At 62.0% G+C, this 15,614-nt stretch carries 14 protein-coding genes and 3 tRNA genes; 1 reads left to right on the top strand and 16 read right to left on the bottom strand.

Translation table 11 applies throughout. The annotated features are described in order from the left end of the window. Positions 1 to 3: 3 nt before the first annotated feature. From OIL88_06900 to OIL88_06835, 14 genes are all read right to left on the bottom strand, one after another. The gene (locus tag OIL88_06900; GenBank protein ID HJI72087.1) at positions 4 to 1,011 is read right to left on the bottom strand and encodes an NAD(P)-dependent glycerol-3-phosphate dehydrogenase; all 1,008 of its coding nucleotides are present in this window, start codon (positions 1,009 to 1,011) and stop codon (positions 4 to 6) included. A 9-nt stretch (positions 1,012 to 1,020) separates the two neighbouring features. Next, positions 1,021 to 1,704 carry a glycerol-3-phosphate 1-O-acyltransferase PlsY gene (gene plsY / locus OIL88_06895; protein ID HJI72086.1) on the bottom strand — a complete coding sequence of 228 codons (684 nt, stop codon included), beginning with the start codon at positions 1,702 to 1,704 and terminating at the stop codon, positions 1,021 to 1,023. Continuing rightward, a complete protein-coding gene (der, locus tag OIL88_06890) occupies positions 1,697 to 3,031 on the bottom strand; it encodes a ribosome biogenesis GTPase Der (GenBank protein HJI72085.1) in 1,335 nt (444 codons plus the stop codon). The genes plsY and der overlap by 8 nt, the downstream gene beginning before the upstream one ends. A 10-nt stretch (positions 3,032 to 3,041) precedes the next feature. Then, the gene (locus OIL88_06885; protein ID HJI72084.1) at positions 3,042 to 4,484 is read right to left on the bottom strand and encodes a DUF512 domain-containing protein; all 1,443 of its coding nucleotides are present in this window, start codon (positions 4,482 to 4,484) and stop codon (positions 3,042 to 3,044) included. Between the two features lie 2 nt (positions 4,485 to 4,486). Beyond that, positions 4,487 to 5,386: a 4-hydroxy-3-methylbut-2-enyl diphosphate reductase gene (locus tag OIL88_06880; protein HJI72083.1), complete on the bottom strand. Its 900-nt coding sequence runs from the start codon at positions 5,384 to 5,386 to the stop codon at positions 4,487 to 4,489. 2 nt (positions 5,387 to 5,388) lie between these two features. Beyond that, a complete protein-coding gene (locus OIL88_06875; GenBank protein ID HJI72082.1) occupies positions 5,389 to 6,117 on the bottom strand; it encodes a 1-acyl-sn-glycerol-3-phosphate acyltransferase in 729 nt (242 codons plus the stop codon). 3 nt (positions 6,118 to 6,120) lie between these two features. Then, entirely contained in the window at positions 6,121 to 6,807 is a 687-nt protein-coding gene (gene cmk / locus OIL88_06870) for a (d)CMP kinase (GenBank protein ID HJI72081.1), read from the bottom strand. Positions 6,808 to 6,875: 68 nt separating this feature from the next. Further along, the gene (locus OIL88_06865; protein ID HJI72080.1) at positions 6,876 to 7,805 is read right to left on the bottom strand and encodes an rRNA pseudouridine synthase; all 930 of its coding nucleotides are present in this window, start codon (positions 7,803 to 7,805) and stop codon (positions 6,876 to 6,878) included. 22 nt (positions 7,806 to 7,827) lie between these two features. Beyond that, entirely contained in the window at positions 7,828 to 8,556 is a 729-nt protein-coding gene (gene scpB / locus OIL88_06860; GenBank protein HJI72079.1) for an SMC-Scp complex subunit ScpB, read from the bottom strand. An 11-nt stretch (positions 8,557 to 8,567) separates the two neighbouring features. After that, positions 8,568 to 9,377 carry a segregation/condensation protein A gene (locus OIL88_06855; GenBank protein ID HJI72078.1) on the bottom strand — a complete coding sequence of 270 codons (810 nt, stop codon included), beginning with the start codon at positions 9,375 to 9,377 and terminating at the stop codon, positions 8,568 to 8,570. A gap of 84 nt (positions 9,378 to 9,461) precedes the next feature. Then, positions 9,462 to 10,145 carry a site-2 protease family protein gene (locus tag OIL88_06850; protein HJI72077.1) on the bottom strand — a complete coding sequence of 228 codons (684 nt, stop codon included), beginning with the start codon at positions 10,143 to 10,145 and terminating at the stop codon, positions 9,462 to 9,464. A gap of 9 nt (positions 10,146 to 10,154) precedes the next feature. Further along, positions 10,155 to 10,451 (bottom strand): hypothetical protein, encoded by a 297-nt coding sequence (locus OIL88_06845; protein HJI72076.1) that lies wholly within the window; start codon positions 10,449 to 10,451, stop codon positions 10,155 to 10,157. Continuing rightward, positions 10,438 to 12,471 carry an ABC-F family ATP-binding cassette domain-containing protein gene (locus OIL88_06840; GenBank protein HJI72075.1) on the bottom strand — a complete coding sequence of 678 codons (2,034 nt, stop codon included), beginning with the start codon at positions 12,469 to 12,471 and terminating at the stop codon, positions 10,438 to 10,440. Before OIL88_06840 ends, OIL88_06845 begins: the two co-directional genes overlap by 14 nt. A 75-nt stretch (positions 12,472 to 12,546) precedes the next feature. Continuing rightward, positions 12,547 to 12,619 (bottom strand) — tRNA-Ala (locus OIL88_06835). A gap of 627 nt (positions 12,620 to 13,246) precedes the next feature. On the opposite strand from OIL88_06835, the gene OIL88_06830 reads away from it, so the two are divergent. After that, positions 13,247 to 13,322 (top strand) — tRNA-Ile (locus tag OIL88_06830). Between the two features lie 210 nt (positions 13,323 to 13,532). Here the strand turns inward: OIL88_06830 and OIL88_06825 are convergent. Then, positions 13,533 to 13,605 (bottom strand) — tRNA-Ala (locus tag OIL88_06825). 517 nt (positions 13,606 to 14,122) lie between these two features. Next, complete coding sequence (locus tag OIL88_06820; protein ID HJI72074.1) at positions 14,123 to 15,277, bottom strand: hypothetical protein; 1,155 nt, start codon at positions 15,275 to 15,277, stop codon at positions 14,123 to 14,125. Positions 15,278 to 15,614: the final 337 nt, after the last annotated feature.

Raw genomic sequence — 15,614 nt, 5'->3', positions numbered from 1 at the left:
GCACTAGTCGGTAAGTCCGTAGAACTCTTGAGAAGGGACGCGATCGGTAAGAATCTCGAGCGCCCTATCCAAAGTAACACCGTTGTAGAGCGTTTGCTCCACGGCAAAGGTGAGCGGAATGTCTACGCCCAGTGAACGGGCAAGCTCACTGACGCTGCGGGCCGCGACGGCGCCCTCGACCACCATATGCGTACGTGCCTGGTACTCGTCGAGCGAGACGCCGTGGGCAAACTCGTAGCCAAAGGTGCGGTTGCGCGAATGCTCGGAGGTGCAGGTGGCAATGAGGTCACCCATGCCGGCAAGACCCATGCAGGTCATAGCTTGACCGCCGCGGGCGTGCACCAGACGGCTGATCTCGGCCAGGCCGCGCGTCATGATAAGGGCAAGTGTGTTGTCGCCCGCACCAGAACCGGCGGAGATGCCGCATACGATGGCGATGACGTTTTTCATGGCGCCGCAAACCTCGACGCCGGTCATATCCTGCGACAGGTAGATGCGGAAGGCCGTGGACAGCAGCAGCTCCTTAAAGGTCTCCCCTACCTGCGTATCTTTGCTGGCGATGACGGCGGCAGAGAGCCCACCGCGGCAAATCTCCTCGGCATGGTTGGGGCCCGAGAGGGCCGCCACACGCCGCTCGTTGCCGATCTCGCTGGCAATGACCTCGCTCATGAGCAGGCCGGACTCGGGCTCAATGCCCTTGGTGAGGCAGAGCACCGGGGTGTCGGTGGCGATACAAGGTGCCGCCTGATGGCATACGCTGCGCAGGTGCGTGGAGGGCACGGCAAAGATGATGGCCTCGACGCCGTCGAGCGCCTGGGCCAGATCCGTCGTGGCGACGACGTTTTCCGGCAGCACGTAATCCACCAGATACCGGGGGTTGCAGTGCTCGCCATTGATGCCGGCGGCCGTCTGCTCGCTATGGGCCCACATGGTCACGCGCTCGGTTCGCGCGGCGGCAAGGCCGGCGACGGCGGTTCCCCAGGAGCCGGAGCCAATCAGCGCAACATTCATGACTCTCTCCTACTTATCGTCGGGCTCGGTGACGCGCTTGGTAAACGAGAGCTTGGACTCCTTACCCGTCATGAGCTTTTTGATGTTCGCACGATGGGCCCACACCACGGTGATGCCGATTAGCGCCATGCAAAACTTAAGTCCCAGGCTGCTGTACGGAAAGACCGCGCAGGCGGCGATGGGAAGACCGATGGCCGCGGCAAGCGAGCCCACCGACACAATCTTGGTGATGGCGACGGCCACGATAAACATGCCCAGCAGCGACAGGCCAATGGGCCAGCACCAGGCGAGGATGACGCCCAGACCAACCGCGATACCCTTGCCGCCATGGAAGTTGAGGTAGGGCGAGAAGATATGGCCCCACACCGCTGCCAGGCAAATGACGCCGAGCATCCAATCGCCGGGGGCTCCGGGCGCCATGATGCTTACGGGGAAGCCATAGCCCACGCCCGCGATGAGCGGACGGGCGATAAGGACACAGATGGCGCCCTTAAGGCAGTCGAGCAGCAGGGTGAGTGCGGCCACCTTGGGGCCGGCCACGCGCAGGGCGTTGGTGGTGCCGATGTTGCCGGAACCCGCCTTGCGAATGTCGGTGTGGTTGAACACGCGTCCCAAGATCAGGCCAAACGGAATCGCCCCGATAAAGAACGAGACCACGGCGCAGATGGCGGTCAGCAGAATCGGATTATGCATCCTTTTGCTCCTTCTTCCTAAAGAAGAGTCGAATGGGCGTGCCGGCAAAGTCGAAGGTCGAGCGCATGCGATTCTCCACGTAGCGCTGGTAGGTGTCGTTGACCAGGTCGCTGTGGTTGACGAAGAACGTAAACGTCGGCGGGTTGACGCCCGTCTGGGTCACGTAGTGCATGCGCAGGCGGCGCTTGCCGTCCACCACGGTATGACCGAACTCGCGCAGGTCGGTGAGGAACGTGTTGAGGCGCGAGGTGCTGATCTTCTGCGAGCGCGTCTTTTCGGCGGCGTCTACCATTGCCCAGATCTTCTCGACGCTGCGGCCGGTCAGGGCTGAGATGCGCAGGTACTGGGCCCAGGGAGCCATGACGCCCAGACGGCGGTCGACGGTCTCCATGCAGGCCTCGCGCTTGCGGTCATCGTCGAGCAGGTCCCACTTGTTGAGCAGCACAACGATGGCACAGCCGCGCTCGATGGCAAGACCCATGACCTTCTGGTCCTGTTCGGTAACGCCCACGGAGGCGTCGACGACGAGCAGCGCCACGTCGGCGCGGTCGATGGCGCGCAGGCCGCGGACCATCGAGTAGTACTCGATGTTCTCGTACACGGTGCTCTTCTTGCGGATGCCCGCGGTGTCGACCATGCGGTAGTGCTTGCCGTTGCGCTCCACGACGGTGTCGATGGCGTCGCGCGTGGTGCCGGCAATGTTGGACACGATAGAGCGGTCGGCGCCCAGGATGCGGTTGAACAGCGAAGACTTACCGGCGTTGGGGCGGCCGATGATGGCGACGTTCAGCGCGTCGGGGAACTCATCGGCGACGTCGTCCTCTTCCTCCGGAAGCAGGGCCACAATATCGTCGAGCAGGTCGCCCGTGCCATGACCATGCAGGGCCGAGAGCGGCGTGGGCTCGCCGACGCCGAGGGAATAGAACTCCCAGATGCTGTCGTTCTCGCGATCGGGGTTGTCGAGCTTGTTCACCAGCAGAAAGACCGGCTTGTCGCAGCGCTTGAGCATGCGGGCGACCGACTCGTCCTCCTCGGTGACGCCGGTGCGGCCATCGACCACAAACAGGATGACGGCGGCTTCCTCGGCGGCGGCGAGCGCCTGGTCGCGGATGGACGTGGCAAAGACGTCGTCGCTCTTGAGCGGCTCGATACCGCCCGTGTCGACGATGGTGAACTCGCGGCCGTTCCAATCGGCCGTGTGATACGAGCGGTCGCGCGTGACACCGCGGGACTCGTGGACGATGGCGTCCGAGGTCTGGGCCAGGCGGTTGACGAGCGTGGACTTGCCCACGTTGGGGCGTCCGACGACGGCGACGATAGGTTTCATCTGCTCTCCTTTAATGGGTAGGGTCAGCGGAATTAGTAGAGTCGGCAGGCACAATGCTAAGGATGTGCTCTAGGGTATCGAGCAGCTCATGCGGCATGGTCGACACCACATGAACCTCGGCGCCGCGACTGATAAGGCTTGCGAGTAAATCGTCACGATGATACTCGTCAAGCGTCATGCCGTCAGCGTTGAACATGAGCTTAGGCACAAAGAGCATAACCCCCGACAGGTCTTGCGGCAGCTGCTCCAGGATATCGCTCGCGACGATGAGGCCGGTTACGTCCACATTGCCGCCAAAGTAGCGGTTCTTGATAGCCGTGACGGTGCCGGCGAGGCCCCGCGGCGACTCCACGAAGCGCGCCACAGTGTCGCGTGCGCTGGCACCCGAGAGGCACAGCAGGCGCTGGTCGCGGGCGGTAATGGCTTCGCGAACGCGGGCCAGGCGCTCGGCATCGGCGGCGAGCACATCGTCCGTCTCGTCCAGATACGAGCGGATCATGCCGATGCCGTCGTAGTACTGCGGGTAGCCGTCGTAGAAATCGGCCTCGGGAGGCTCGATGCCGGCGTCCAGGTAGAACTCGTCGCTCATCTGGAAGGTGTGGCGGCCAAAGCGCTCGTAGGCACGATCCTGGAAGGGCCGGATCATGGCAATGGTCTCGCGCGCGAGCTCGGGCTTGTCGCTGTAGGACCAGCTAAAGCGGTTCTGGTGCTTGGTAAAGCCGAGCGGCACGATACCCAGGCTCGTAATTTGTTCGTGCTCCTCGCAGTAACGCAGCGTTTTCTCCAGCTCCTCACCGTCGTTCATGCCGGGGCACAACACGATCTGCGCGTGGATCTCGATGCCGGCGGCCATGATGGCCTCGAGCACGTCCATGCCGCGCTGGGCGTTGCGTCCCATCATGCGGCGGCGGACGTCGGGGCTCACGGCGTGGACCGACACGTTCATGGGGCTCATGTTGCGGTCGATGACGTTTTGCACGTCCTCGTCGGTGAGGTTCGTGAGCGTGACGAAGTTGCCCTGCAAAAAGCTCAGGCGGTAGTCGTCGTCGCGAATATAGAGCGTTGAGCGGCCGCCCTTGGGCAGCATGGTCATAAAGCAGAACACGCAGGCGTTCACGCAGGTGCGCATGCCGTCGAAGATGGGCCCATCGAACTCCAAGCCCCAGTCCTCTCCTGGGAAGCGGTCGAGCTCGACGGGGGTGACGGTGTCGTCGCGCGGGTCGAAAACCTCCAACTCGACGGTATCGTCATCGGACTCCCAGAGCCACACAATCATGTCGGTCAGTGCCTCGCCGTTGACCGTGAGCACGCGCATGCCCGGCTCGATACCCACATCCCATGCGGGCGATTCGGGACGCACGCTCTTTACGAGCGCGCCCTCACCCGGCTCGGGGTCGCGGCTGCGCCCGTAATCGGCCACCTCGGCGGCGTATGCGGGTACGGTCTGGTCCATGATTAGCGGCAAAGCTCCTTGATGCGCGCGACGGCGCGTTCGATGTGTTCTTGCGGGGTGGAAGCGCCGGCGGTAATACCGATGTGGCGCGCGTCGACAAACCACGCGGCCTCGAGCTCGCTTGCCTCCTCGATATGATGCGTGCGCTCGCAGGCGTCCGCGCAGATCTGCGCCAGACGGCGGGTGTTGCCGGAGTTTTTGCCGCCCACGACGACCATGCAGTCGCAGCGGTTGGCAAGTGCGGCGGCGGCCTGCTGGCGCTCGCTCGTAGCGGCGCAGATCGTGTTGATCACGCGCAGTTCCTGCACACGCGGGGTGATGGCAGCTACGACCTCGGCGAGGTTCTGCGCGGTTTGGGTGGTCTGCACAACGAGGCCCACCTTGCCCTTGAGCGACAGCTCGTCGGCGTCAGCGGCACAGCTTACGACTTGCGCATCATCGCCGGCGTGGCCCAGGATGCCCTCGACTTCGGGGTGGCCCGGCTCGCCCACGACTACCACGTGATAGCCCTCGCGTACCAAGCGCTCCGCCGCCACGTGGACCTTTTTCACGTAGGGGCAGGTGGCGTCGACCACGGTAAGACCGCGATCGTGAGCCGCATCGATCACCTGCGGCACCACGCCGTGGGCGCGGATGATTACGGTGCCCGATGCCGCGTCGTCCAGGGTGTCGGCCAAGCCAATGCCGGCCTCGGCGAGCTCGCGCACGACGATGGGGTTGTGGATGAGCGGCCCCAGGGTGTGGACCTGAGCGCTCTCCCCTGCCTGGGGCGCGGCGGCCAGCGCCATGTCGAGCGCGCGCTGCACGCCGTAGCAGGTGCCGGCGTGGGCCGCGATCTCGATGGTGGGTGCGCCGTCCTGGTCGGATGCAGTCGCGGTGGTGCCCATAACGTTCTCGTCCATGGCTAGAACCTGCCCGGGTGCTCGGCGCACAGCTCGTCGCGCATCTTATAGACTCGGCCCATTGCCTCGGACTCAAACCAGGTCAGACGCTCCGTGCGCTTAAGCCCGGCCGGCGCGTCGGAAAGCGAGACGGCCTTGCCGGCGCGGATCCAACATTTTTTGGGACGCATGAACTTTTTGCCCGCAGGCGTGATGTCGGACCAGCCGCAGATGGCGAGCGGGTTCACGGGTGCCTTGCCCATCTGGGCGATGAGCGCAAAACCGCCGTGGACCTCGGGCTTGATCTCGCGCGAGCGGATGCGCGTGCCCTCGGGGAAGATCAAGACGTCTTCGCCGCGCTGCAGCGCATGCTGGGCGGCACGCAGGCACTTCATGTCGGCGGTACCGCGCTCGACGGGAATACCGCCCACGCGGCTAAAGGCCCAGCGCACGATCTTGCTCTTGGCAAACTCGGACTTAAAAATGGGGCGAATGCGGCGGCCGCCAAAGAACAGCGCCGTCTCTACAGCCAGGAGCTCAGCCATCGAGGTGTGGTTGCAGATAACCACGCTGCCGCGGCCTTCCTGGCGCTCAAACAACAGATCGGCATCCTCGACCTTCCAGCGCCACATGAGCTTGGAGAAGGCCCAAAGGATTGCCATGACTACGGCGACGGTGCCGCGGATAAGCGCGGGGAACTCGGCATAAGGGGCGTTGTAGTAATCCTCGGGCGTCTGTTTAAACAGGCGCATGGGCTACCTCCTTTGGTTGATGAGGTCCTCGATAATGCGGACGACCTCGTCGATGGTGTGGGCGGTGGAGTCGACATGCACGGCGTCCTCGGCGGGAACGAGCGGCGCGACCTCGCGGCTGCTGTCGAGCTTGTCGCGCTGCTTGAGGGCGTCGAGGGTCTCGTCGACTTCGGCCTCGAGCTGCTCGGTGGTGAGCGGCTGCGTATCGTTCTGGTGACGCTGAAGCACGCGGCGACGGGCGCGCTCGCGCGGGTCGGCGGTCAGGAAGACCTTGACTTGCGCGTTGGGGAATACGACGGTGCCGATGTCGCGACCCTCGGCCACGATATCGCGGTCCTCGGCGGCGCGGCGCTGATGGATGAGCATGGCCGCGCGCACGCCCGGGTAGGCCGAGACCTTGGACACGTTGGCGTCCACCTGCGGGGTGCGGATGGCGGCCGAAGCGTCCTGGCCGTCAATGGTCAGGCGTGTGTCTTCGCCAGTGCCGTTGGTAAAGCGGATTTCGATCTGCTCGGCGAGGGCGTCTATGGCCGCCTCGTCGTCCAGGTCGATGCCACGGTCGAGCGCGGCGAAGGTGACGGCGCGATACATAGCGCCCGTGTCGAGCTTGTTAAAGCCCAACTGGCGGGCGATCTCCTTGGCGATAGTGGACTTGCCGGAACCGGCGGGGCCGTCGATGGCGACGATCATGCAATGCTTCCTTTCGGTGATTAACGTGCTGGTATGGGACGCGGGAGCTGTTTAGGTTGGCGGTCTGCCTAGCCGGTGTAGCGCTCGCGGAAGGTGTTGCGCTTGGGCGCGGAGCCGTGGCTGCCGTGGTGACGCGTGCGTGCCGCGGGCGTGCCCTGGGGCTTGCCGCTGTCGCGCTTGGAGCTGGCCTGCTTAGGCGGGATGCCGCCGGCCTTGAGGATCTGCACCTCGCGGTCGGTGAGCTCTCGCCACGAGCCCTTTGCCACGTCCTTGAGCTCCAGGCCGGCAAAGTTACAGCGATGCAGGCGGATCACGGGATGGTGAATCTTGCCCAGCATGCGCTTGACCTGGTTCTTACGACCCTCGCGGATGATGACCTCCACGGCGGTGGTGCCGGGCTTGACACCCTGCGGAGCCACGGCCTCGGCCTCGCGTGCGTTAATGACGCGGCAGATTGCCGGCTGGCACAGACCGTCATCGAGCTCGATGCCACGACGCAGCGGCGTGAGGTCGAGGTCGGACAGTTCGCCGTCAACGAGTGCCTGGTAGGTCTTGTAGACATGCTTGCTGGGGTGCAGCAGGTCCTGCGACAGGTCGCCGTCGGTGGTAAAGAGCAAAAGGCCCGTGGTGTCGCGGTCCAGACGGCCCACCGGGAACAGGCTCGGAAATCGGTCGCGGGGAACCAGGTCCGCCACACAGGGACGCTCCTGCGGGTCGCTCATGGTGGTGAGGTAGCCGGTCGGCTTGTAGAGCATCAGGTACACGGCGCCCTGGTCGAGCTTAACGGGCATGCCGTCGACCTCGATGTGGTCACAGTCGACATCGACCTTGGTGCCCAGCTCGGTCGCGACCTCGCCGTTTACGGTCACGCGGCCGGCGGTCATCAGGTCCTCCGACCCGCGGCGGCTCGCCACGCCCGCGCGCGCCAAAAAGCGCTGCAGGCGCATGGTATGCGGGTAGACGGGCTGGGCGTCGGTTGCGGGTACTGCGTTGCCCATGGCGTGCGTCTCCCCTACTTCGTTAGTCCTCGTCATGCGTATCCTCCGCAGTGTCGTCGGTGGCTAGCGATTCCTCGCTGCCGACTGCCTCGACATCATCAATAACGGAATCGAGCAGCTCACGCTCTTCGTCCAGGTCCTCGGCCTGCTCCTCGAGCGTCGACTGAATGCTGCGGCCGCTCAGACGCTCTCGGATAAACTGGCGCGATTGCTCGTCGGGGGCAAACTGCTCCAGATCGGGCAGGTCGCGAGTGGAGCGCAGGCCGAACTTTTCCAAGAAGGCGTTGGTCGTGCCGTAGATGATGGCCTGACCGCGCTCGGGGTCGCGGCCGAGTTCGCGCACCAGACCCTTATCCACGAGCGACGCGATGACGCCGTCGGAGTTGACGCCGCGGATGCCCTTGACGACCTCGCGCGTGACGGGCTGGTGGTAGGCGATGACGGCCAGGGTCTCGAGCGCCGCCTGCGACAGCTTTTGCGTGTCCCAGCTCAGCACATAGGCCTCGACCACGTCGTGGTAGGCAGGATGCGTAAACAGGCGCCAGCCGCCGGCGACCTCGCGCAGCTGAAAGCCGCGGTTGGCCTCCTCGTACTCAACTTTGAGCTCGGCGAGCAGCGATGCGCATTCGCCGGGGGCGATATCCAGCGCACCGGCCAGCGCGGGGGCGCTCACCGGATCGCTCGACACCAGCAGGAGCGCCTCCAAGGCGCCTTTGAGGCTGTTTACCTCCAGCGTGGAAAGGGTTGACATGGTTGCCGCTCCTATTCAGTGAGCTCGGGGCCCTCACCGGGCACATAGGCCTCGGCGCCCTCGACGCGGTTGATGCGGATGGTTCCAAAGATCTCGTCCTGGCTCAGCGTGAGCGAGCCGCGCTTGGCGAGCTCCAGCATGGCCAGGAAGGTGACGACGAGCTGCTCGGTGGTGGCGTCGCCGTCCAGCAGCTCGCGGAAGGTGCAGGTTTGGTGCGCCATAGTAAAGCGGTCGACCGAGGCCACGGTCAGGTCGAGCGGCACGCGATGCGGCGCCACGTGCTCGGCTTCCAGCAGGAAGGTCTGGCGCTTGCCGTCCAGGTCGGCACAGATGACGGCCAGGCCGCGCAGGGTGATGCCGGCCAGATAGTCGGGCATCAGGCCCAAGAACTCAGGGTCGGGGCCGGCCACGCGCGGGTGCATTCGGCTTTCGGCCTGCATGCGCGCGCCAAGGGCTGCCGCCGCGCCCTTAAACTGCTTGTAGGCGATCAAGCGCTGAATCAGGACCTCGCGCAGGGCGTCGCCGTCGAGCGCGCTGAGCTCCTCGAGGTCATCGTCGAGCTCGTCATCGTCGTCGGCTTTGCGCGGGGCCTCCTGTGGCACCAGCGAAGCGGCCTTGATATCCAAAAGGGTCGCCGCGACCAGCAAAAAGTCGCTCGCCACGTCCAGGTCCAGCGCCTCGATGCGCTCGGCCTCGGCAAGGTACTGCTCGGCCACCTCGCTGATGGAGATGGCGCCGATATCTACTTTTTGGCGGGTTACCAGCTGCAGCAGCAGGTCGAACGGTCCGCTGTAGACCTGCGTCGACACGCGATACGACATCTTCGACCTCCTTTGACGGCGCCTTCGCGGCGCGGTTTGGGTGCATGTTGCGACCGTTTTGCACGGTCGACCTGTTAGTTTACCTTAGATACCGGCGATTGCGAAGTTAAGCAGCTGCTCAGCAAGTGGATACACGGTAACGTCGAAATAGCGGCCGATCACATCGATGCCGGTCCACATGGGCAACAGGTACAGAACCAGGATGAGGATGGGCATGGCGTATTGCTGCAGGCGGTAGTAGTTGGCGAGCGCCTTGCCCTTGAGGAACGGCACGATAATCGATGAGCCGTCGAGCGGCGGGATCGGGATGAGGTTAAAGAACGCGAGCGACAAGTTGACCACGATAAACGTGGCGCCGAAGTTCATAATTTGCGACGCCAGGGCAAATGACATGCTGGTGTAGAGGTTGCCATAGGTCAGGCGCATGAGGGCGGCAGCAAGACACGCGAGTGCGATGTTCGATGCGGGGCCGGCTACGCTCACCAGGACCTCGTCGCGCTTGGGGTGCTTGAGGTTGTTGAGGTAGACGGGCACGGGCTTGGCGAAGGCAAACACCGGGCCACCGGCTGCGAGCATGAGCAGCGGCAGGATGATGGTGCCAAACGGGTCGATATGGTTGAGCGGGTTGAGCGAGACGCGTCCGCGCGAACGGGCCGTCTTATCGCCGAGTGCCCAGGCCGCGGCTGCGTGCGCGCTCTCGTGGATAACGATGCCCACGATGACGGCAATCGCGCTGGCGAGCAGGTTCATGAGGTAGCTGCTGGACATGGTGCTCCCCTAGCGGACGCGGCGCGAGGTGCGCGTGAGCAGGTAGTCGGCCACAAACAGAATGACGGCGACGATGGCATAATCCAGGCGGAACACGCCGCCAAAGGGCGAGGTGATAACGCCGTAGCCTGCAATGGCGCTCGGCAGTGCGCGCGAAAGCTCAACGACAAAGCCCACGATCTGCAGCTTGGCGGTGAGGCCGCTAAAACACAGCAGCACGGTCATCGCGCTCATAAAGATGCCGCAGATGCGACAGGCGGTGGCGATGATGCTCATCGCCACGGCGGTGGCCTTACGAGAGTTCACGCGCGGTCTCCTCTTCGATCTGGGTGGAAAGCTCCAGCCATTCATCCTCGAGCTTGGGCAGCTCTTGCTTAAGGCCGTTATATTCCCCCAGCGCGGCGTTGAACTTGTCCTGATCGGCATAAAGCTCTTCGCTCGCCATCAATTCCATAAGCTCGTCATAGCGGGCGCGCTTTTTGTCGAGCTCGGCCTCGATCTTCTTGAGCTGGTTGCGCACGCCCTTGAGCTTTTTGTTGAGCGCGGCGCGGGCCTGGGCCTCGGCGCGCTTTTGCTCCTTGGTCTTTTTGCCCTCGGCGGGCTTGGAGGCGGTCGCGGGGGTGTCGGGCTGGGCCGCGGTGACCTTAGCGGACTTGGTCGCGGCCGGTGCGCTCTCCCCTGCCGCATCGGCCGCGGCGCGGGCTGCGAGGTCCTCGCGCTTGTAGAGGTAGTAGTCGTAGTCGCCGTCGTAGACCGTGACCTTGCCATCGCGGATGTCAATGATGCGGTTGGCCACAGCGCGTACCAGGTGCTCGTCGTGGCTGATCAGCACGATGGTGCCGGGGAAGTTTTGCAGGGCGTTCTCGAGCATGTCTACCGAGTCGATGTCCAGGTGGTTGGTGGGCTCGTCCAGGCACAGGAGCGCCTCGGGGGCCACGAGCATCTTGGCAAGCGCCAGACGCGCCTTTTCGCCGCCGGAGAGGACACGGACCTGCTTCTCGATGGAGTCGTTGTCGCTAAATAGGAAGGCGCCCAGCAGGCTGCGCTGCTGCGGCACGGTCCACTTGGGCGTGACGGTGTCGATCTCTTGCAGGACGGTGTTGGACTCGGTCATGCCCTCGAGCGCGTGCTGGGCGTAGTAGGCCACACCCACGTTGGTGCCCAGGTCGCGGGTGCCGGTGGTGGGAGGCTCCAGGCCGGCGAGGATCTTCATGAGCGTGGACTTGCCGGCGCCGTTGGGGCCGACGAGTGCCACGTGCTCGCCGCGGTAGAGCTTGAGGTCGATGTCACTGTAGATGTGCTTGTCGCCGTATGACTTGGAGACGCCCTCGAGGCCCACGACCATATCGCCCGAGCGCGGCGGGTCGGGGAACTTAAAGTCGATATGCTTGTGGCCCTCGGGCAGGATGACGAGCTCCTTTTTGATCTGCTCGATTTTGCGGATGCGCTCCTGGGCCTGGGCTGCCTTGGTGGGCTTGTAGCGGAACTTATCGACGAAGACCTGCATGTGGGCGATGTCGCGCTCCTGGGCGGCGCGCTTGGCGCGCATCTGCTCCAGGTTGTCCTCGCGCTGCTTGAGGTAGCTGCTGTAGTTGCCGGTGTAGGTGGTTACGCGACGGTTTTCGAGGGCGGCGACGTGGTCGACGCAGGCGTCCATGAAGGCGCGGTCGTGGCTGACGATGAGCACGGCGCCGTCGTAGTTGGCGATAAAGCCGCGCAGCCACTGGACGCTTTCGAGGTCCAAGTGGTTGGTGGGCTCGTCCAGAAGCAGCAAATCGGGGTGGCGCAGGAAGAGCTTGGCAAGCGCGATGCGCATCTGCCAGCCGCCCGAGAACTCGGAGCACGGGCGCTCAAAGTCGGTGACCTTAAAGCCCAGGCCAGATAGGATCTTGCGGGCGTTGCTCTCGAGCTCGTAGCCGCCCAGGTGCTCAAAGCGGTCCTGGACCTGGCCGTACTCGTTAAGGAGCGCGTCGACGTCCTTGCCCTGCTCAGAGAGCTCGGTGATCTGGGCCTGCAGCTCGTTGGTGCGCTCGCCCATGCGACGGATTTCCTTGGCGGCTGCCATGACCTCGGCGAGGATGGTGGTGTCCTTTTGCTCCAGGTTGGTTTCCTGCTCTAGGTAGCCCACCTGGCAGTCCTTGGCGTACTGGACCTGGCCTGCGTCGGGGCTGTCGATGCCCATGATGATCTTGAGCATGGTGGTTTTGCCGGCGCCGTTGGGGCCCACGAGCGCGAAGCGCTCGCCGGGGTTGATCTGGAAGGACGCGCCGCTAAAGAGGACGCGCGCGCCGAAGCTTTTTTCGATCTTGTCGACCAGGAGGATCATGGTGCCGCCTTTGACCTTGTGTGCCTATATGAAAAAAGGCCCCAACTTGCGTTGGAGCCTCATTCAATGCTCGGGTGGAGACGAGGGGGATCGAACCCCTGACCTCTTGACTGCCAGTCAAGCGCTCTCCCAGCTGAGCTACGCCCCCGTGCGAAGAAGTACTATACGGGAACTCTCACGGCGATGCAAGGGCAATTTTGGAAAAACTTTCCGGGTGCGCGGGCGCCGGAGTCCCGCGGGGTCGGGCCAGCCTGCGGAGCGCCTGGCCCCCGCACGGCCCCTACGCCGGCCGACTTGGCGCGCGGAACGCGACCCTCTCCGCGCAACCGGATTTCCTATGCGTCGCCAGTCCCATTATCGGGTCCGATTGCGAACCGTTCCTCATCTGCGCCTCAGAACTATGCCGGTTTACTACGATGTATCTTGAATGTTCGACCACGCACGCCTTTTCGTGTAACCGTCGGACTCTCTACCTGCGGTTTTGCAAACTGAGAACACGCGGTGGTCGAAGGTCGCCAATCCGTCGTAGTAAACCAGCATGGTTTTGAAATGGCATCAGGTTGATTTCACACTGAAATGTCTTGAAGCCCTGATTTTAAGGCCTTAACTTTTTATAAAACACTTCTTATCTGCGACGGGCCTAGATTAGCTGTTGTTTAGCATCGAACTTGATCTTGCGTTGTGCGACTTGCTCGTGCATGGTAGTATATCACGACGTGAAGCGAAGAAATTAGGCCTGAGTTGCCTTTGCTAGAATTGCATTCACCGTTCATAAGGGCTCTTGGCGCAACGGTTAGCGCAGGGGACTCATAATCCCTGGGTTCTGGGTTCGAATCCCGGAGGGCCCACCAGAGTATTTCGAGGCCGGGCATTACGCCCGGCCTCTTTGTTATTGGCGCTGCAGACTAGGTTTGCTATCCAGAAACGTAAAGTTATTAACATTCATATTCGTAATTAACAATGGGTATGTCGCCAAGATGCTGCCCAGTCAACACATGGTGTAAATCGATAGATATGAAAAAAGGCTCCAACTTGCATTGGAGCCTCATTCAATGCTCGGGTGGAGACGAGGGGGATCGAACCCCTGACCTCTTGACTGCCAGTCAAGCGCTCTCCCAGCTGAGCTACGCCCCCTTTCGAGAAAGTACTATACGGGAACTCCCCCGCCGATGCAAGGACAATTTTGGAAAAGATTTTACGGTGCGTGGAAAGGCGCGGGGCCGAAGGGACACACGATGCCCGAAATAGCCCGCGGGGCGCGCCCCGCGGGCAGCGGCAAGCCCGCCGCCCTCCTTCCCGGGGCGCGCATGTCGCCCCAGGTGCCGCCGGCCAGAACAAAGCAATCCGCGGTGCTTCCGCGGGAGGGTTTCGTCTGAGCCCCTCTCCGCGCCTTCGGGTCAATTTACTGAACCGTGCGCAGCTCGCGCCAGCTGGTCGCTTCATAAACGGACCGGTTTACTACGACGATTCCCGGATTTCCGACACACGCCTACATTCGCAAAACGGGCAGGCATTCTACCTGCGGTTTTACGAGCGACGAATTCGGTGTGCTCAGCTACTCCCAATCCAACGTAGTAAACCGGCGTGGTTTTAAAATGGCACTTAATTACTGGCAGCATATAAAGTTGTAATAATGCTCACTTGAACATTATTACTTACCAATACCAAGCCAATTGCACAGAACGTTGGCTCGCAATCTGGTCTCAGCGCATCTCATCGCCTCGGTTTTTGGTTTGTAGCGCAACTCCAATCGCTCACACACACTGTGAATGATGGCATCAAGCTGATCGTGATCATTGAGCATGTCATGGGTTACAAGAAATACGTCGTATCCCATGCTTTGTAATGCTGTCATTCGTGCGGCATCGTGGTCCAGCACGGCGCCTGAACCATGGATAACCTCTCCCTGAAGTTCGTTAATCACAGCTTTCATTATTATTGGGTTTACGATGACGATATCGCCGTAACAGATTTTCTGACCTGCGATTTTTCGAGCTGAATTCGACAGCGGTGTTAAGTCGTTGACGTATATGTTTTTAAACTCCGCTCCGCCAGTACGCCTCGGAAGACTTAGCAACATGATTCCAGCAACTTCTAGCGGGGAAGCCGCAATACCCATTACCTGCCGTGCGGCTTCGTAGAATTGTTTTCCCCACATCTCGCCCTTAACCTTCGCTACAAATCTGTGCAGTTCTTCTATTTCAATAAGAGGCTTTCTCATCCAGAGCGATGTGCCTTTTCCGTTTGCTTTATTTCCGGATCCGTCATTCTGCTGCCCACTTTGATCATTCTCGCTGTCCTTCTGGCTCGCCCGAGCATAGACTCGCTTCCATGGGGCCTCGTCTTGGGTTTCATCTAGTTCAAAAAGACTTTCTGTGGTGTACTGCTCTTCTTCTGATTTTGCTTGCTCAAGTGCCATGTCGACCGCGGGCGATGGTTTAAAAACCGAAAACCATCCGCAGAGCTCGTACATGGCCAGAACCAGGTCGCATGAAGAAACGCTTCGAGTCATGGTGAATAGCGTACGAAGAGGGTCTGTGACGCTAAAGCCCATGCCCGTGTCGATCGAGACCTTCTCTGTATAGGCGCTGTTCCATCGGATGGTCCGTCTTGTCTCGGAATGTAGGTTGCTTCGAGTTGATGCTGCTGTGATGACTGGGGTCTTGAGGACGTCGGTTACGAAAGGGGCTTGGGATAGAGCTCGCCAGCCTTCTTCGGAGTTGGGTAGGCGCGGGTAGAGGTCGCGCACCTGCGGTGGGCAGCGCCAATAGCGGAATGCAGTGTTTGCGCAGACGATTTCGTCCATTTGCGCCTCCCCTGGTATCGGCCGTCGGCCATGCGGTTGTGGTCGTGGACGATTATCTACTGGGGCATCATGCGGGTAAGTACCGGAAGCTGACCAAACGCTGACCAAAAGCTTGACGAGTTCTGCCGAAAAACCGTCGTGTGATAGAAATCCGCTGGAAGGCGCTCTGGGCATGCGGTCCCTGTCTCCACATTTGCGCTCGAATCACATGGGGAGTTCAATGAAAATACGGATGTGTTTTATACAAAACATGCAATGGCGTCATCAAAAAGGGCGCGAAAAAAAGACGCCTTATACGACTTCGATTCGATTTTGGTGTCGGCCTTGGTGTCAAAAA

Source organism: Coriobacteriaceae bacterium (assembly GCA_025992855.1).
Lineage (GTDB): Bacteria > Actinomycetota > Coriobacteriia > Coriobacteriales > Coriobacteriaceae > Collinsella.
Note: the sequence above shows the minus strand (reverse complement) of the source record. Positions and strands in the feature narration are given on the sequence as shown.

Excerpts from the sequence above, each read along its gene's own strand:
- OIL88_06900 (HJI72087.1), bottom strand. The coding sequence starts at position 1,011 with ATGAATGTTGCGCTGATTGGCTCCGGCTCCTGGGGAACCGCCGTCGCC.
- plsY (HJI72086.1), bottom strand. The coding sequence starts at position 1,704 with ATGCATAATCCGATTCTGCTGACCGCCATCTGCGCCGTGGTCTCGTTC.
- der (HJI72085.1), bottom strand. The coding sequence starts at position 3,031 with ATGAAACCTATCGTCGCCGTCGTCGGACGCCCCAACGTGGGCAAGTCC.
- OIL88_06885 (HJI72084.1), bottom strand. The coding sequence starts at position 4,484 with ATGGACCAGACCGTACCCGCATACGCCGCCGAGGTGGCCGATTACGGG.
- OIL88_06880 (HJI72083.1), bottom strand. The coding sequence starts at position 5,386 with ATGGACGAGAACGTTATGGGCACCACCGCGACTGCATCCGACCAGGAC.
- OIL88_06875 (HJI72082.1), bottom strand. The coding sequence starts at position 6,117 with ATGCGCCTGTTTAAACAGACGCCCGAGGATTACTACAACGCCCCTTAT.
- cmk (HJI72081.1), bottom strand. The coding sequence starts at position 6,807 with ATGATCGTCGCCATCGACGGCCCCGCCGGTTCCGGCAAGTCCACTATC.
- OIL88_06865 (HJI72080.1), bottom strand. The coding sequence starts at position 7,805 with ATGGGCAACGCAGTACCCGCAACCGACGCCCAGCCCGTCTACCCGCAT.
- scpB (HJI72079.1), bottom strand. The coding sequence starts at position 8,556 with ATGTCAACCCTTTCCACGCTGGAGGTAAACAGCCTCAAAGGCGCCTTG.
- OIL88_06855 (HJI72078.1), bottom strand. The coding sequence starts at position 9,377 with ATGTCGTATCGCGTGTCGACGCAGGTCTACAGCGGACCGTTCGACCTG.
- OIL88_06850 (HJI72077.1), bottom strand. The coding sequence starts at position 10,145 with ATGTCCAGCAGCTACCTCATGAACCTGCTCGCCAGCGCGATTGCCGTC.
- OIL88_06840 (HJI72075.1), bottom strand. The coding sequence starts at position 12,471 with ATGATCCTCCTGGTCGACAAGATCGAAAAAAGCTTCGGCGCGCGCGTC.
- OIL88_06820 (HJI72074.1), bottom strand. The coding sequence starts at position 15,277 with ATGGACGAAATCGTCTGCGCAAACACTGCATTCCGCTATTGGCGCTGC.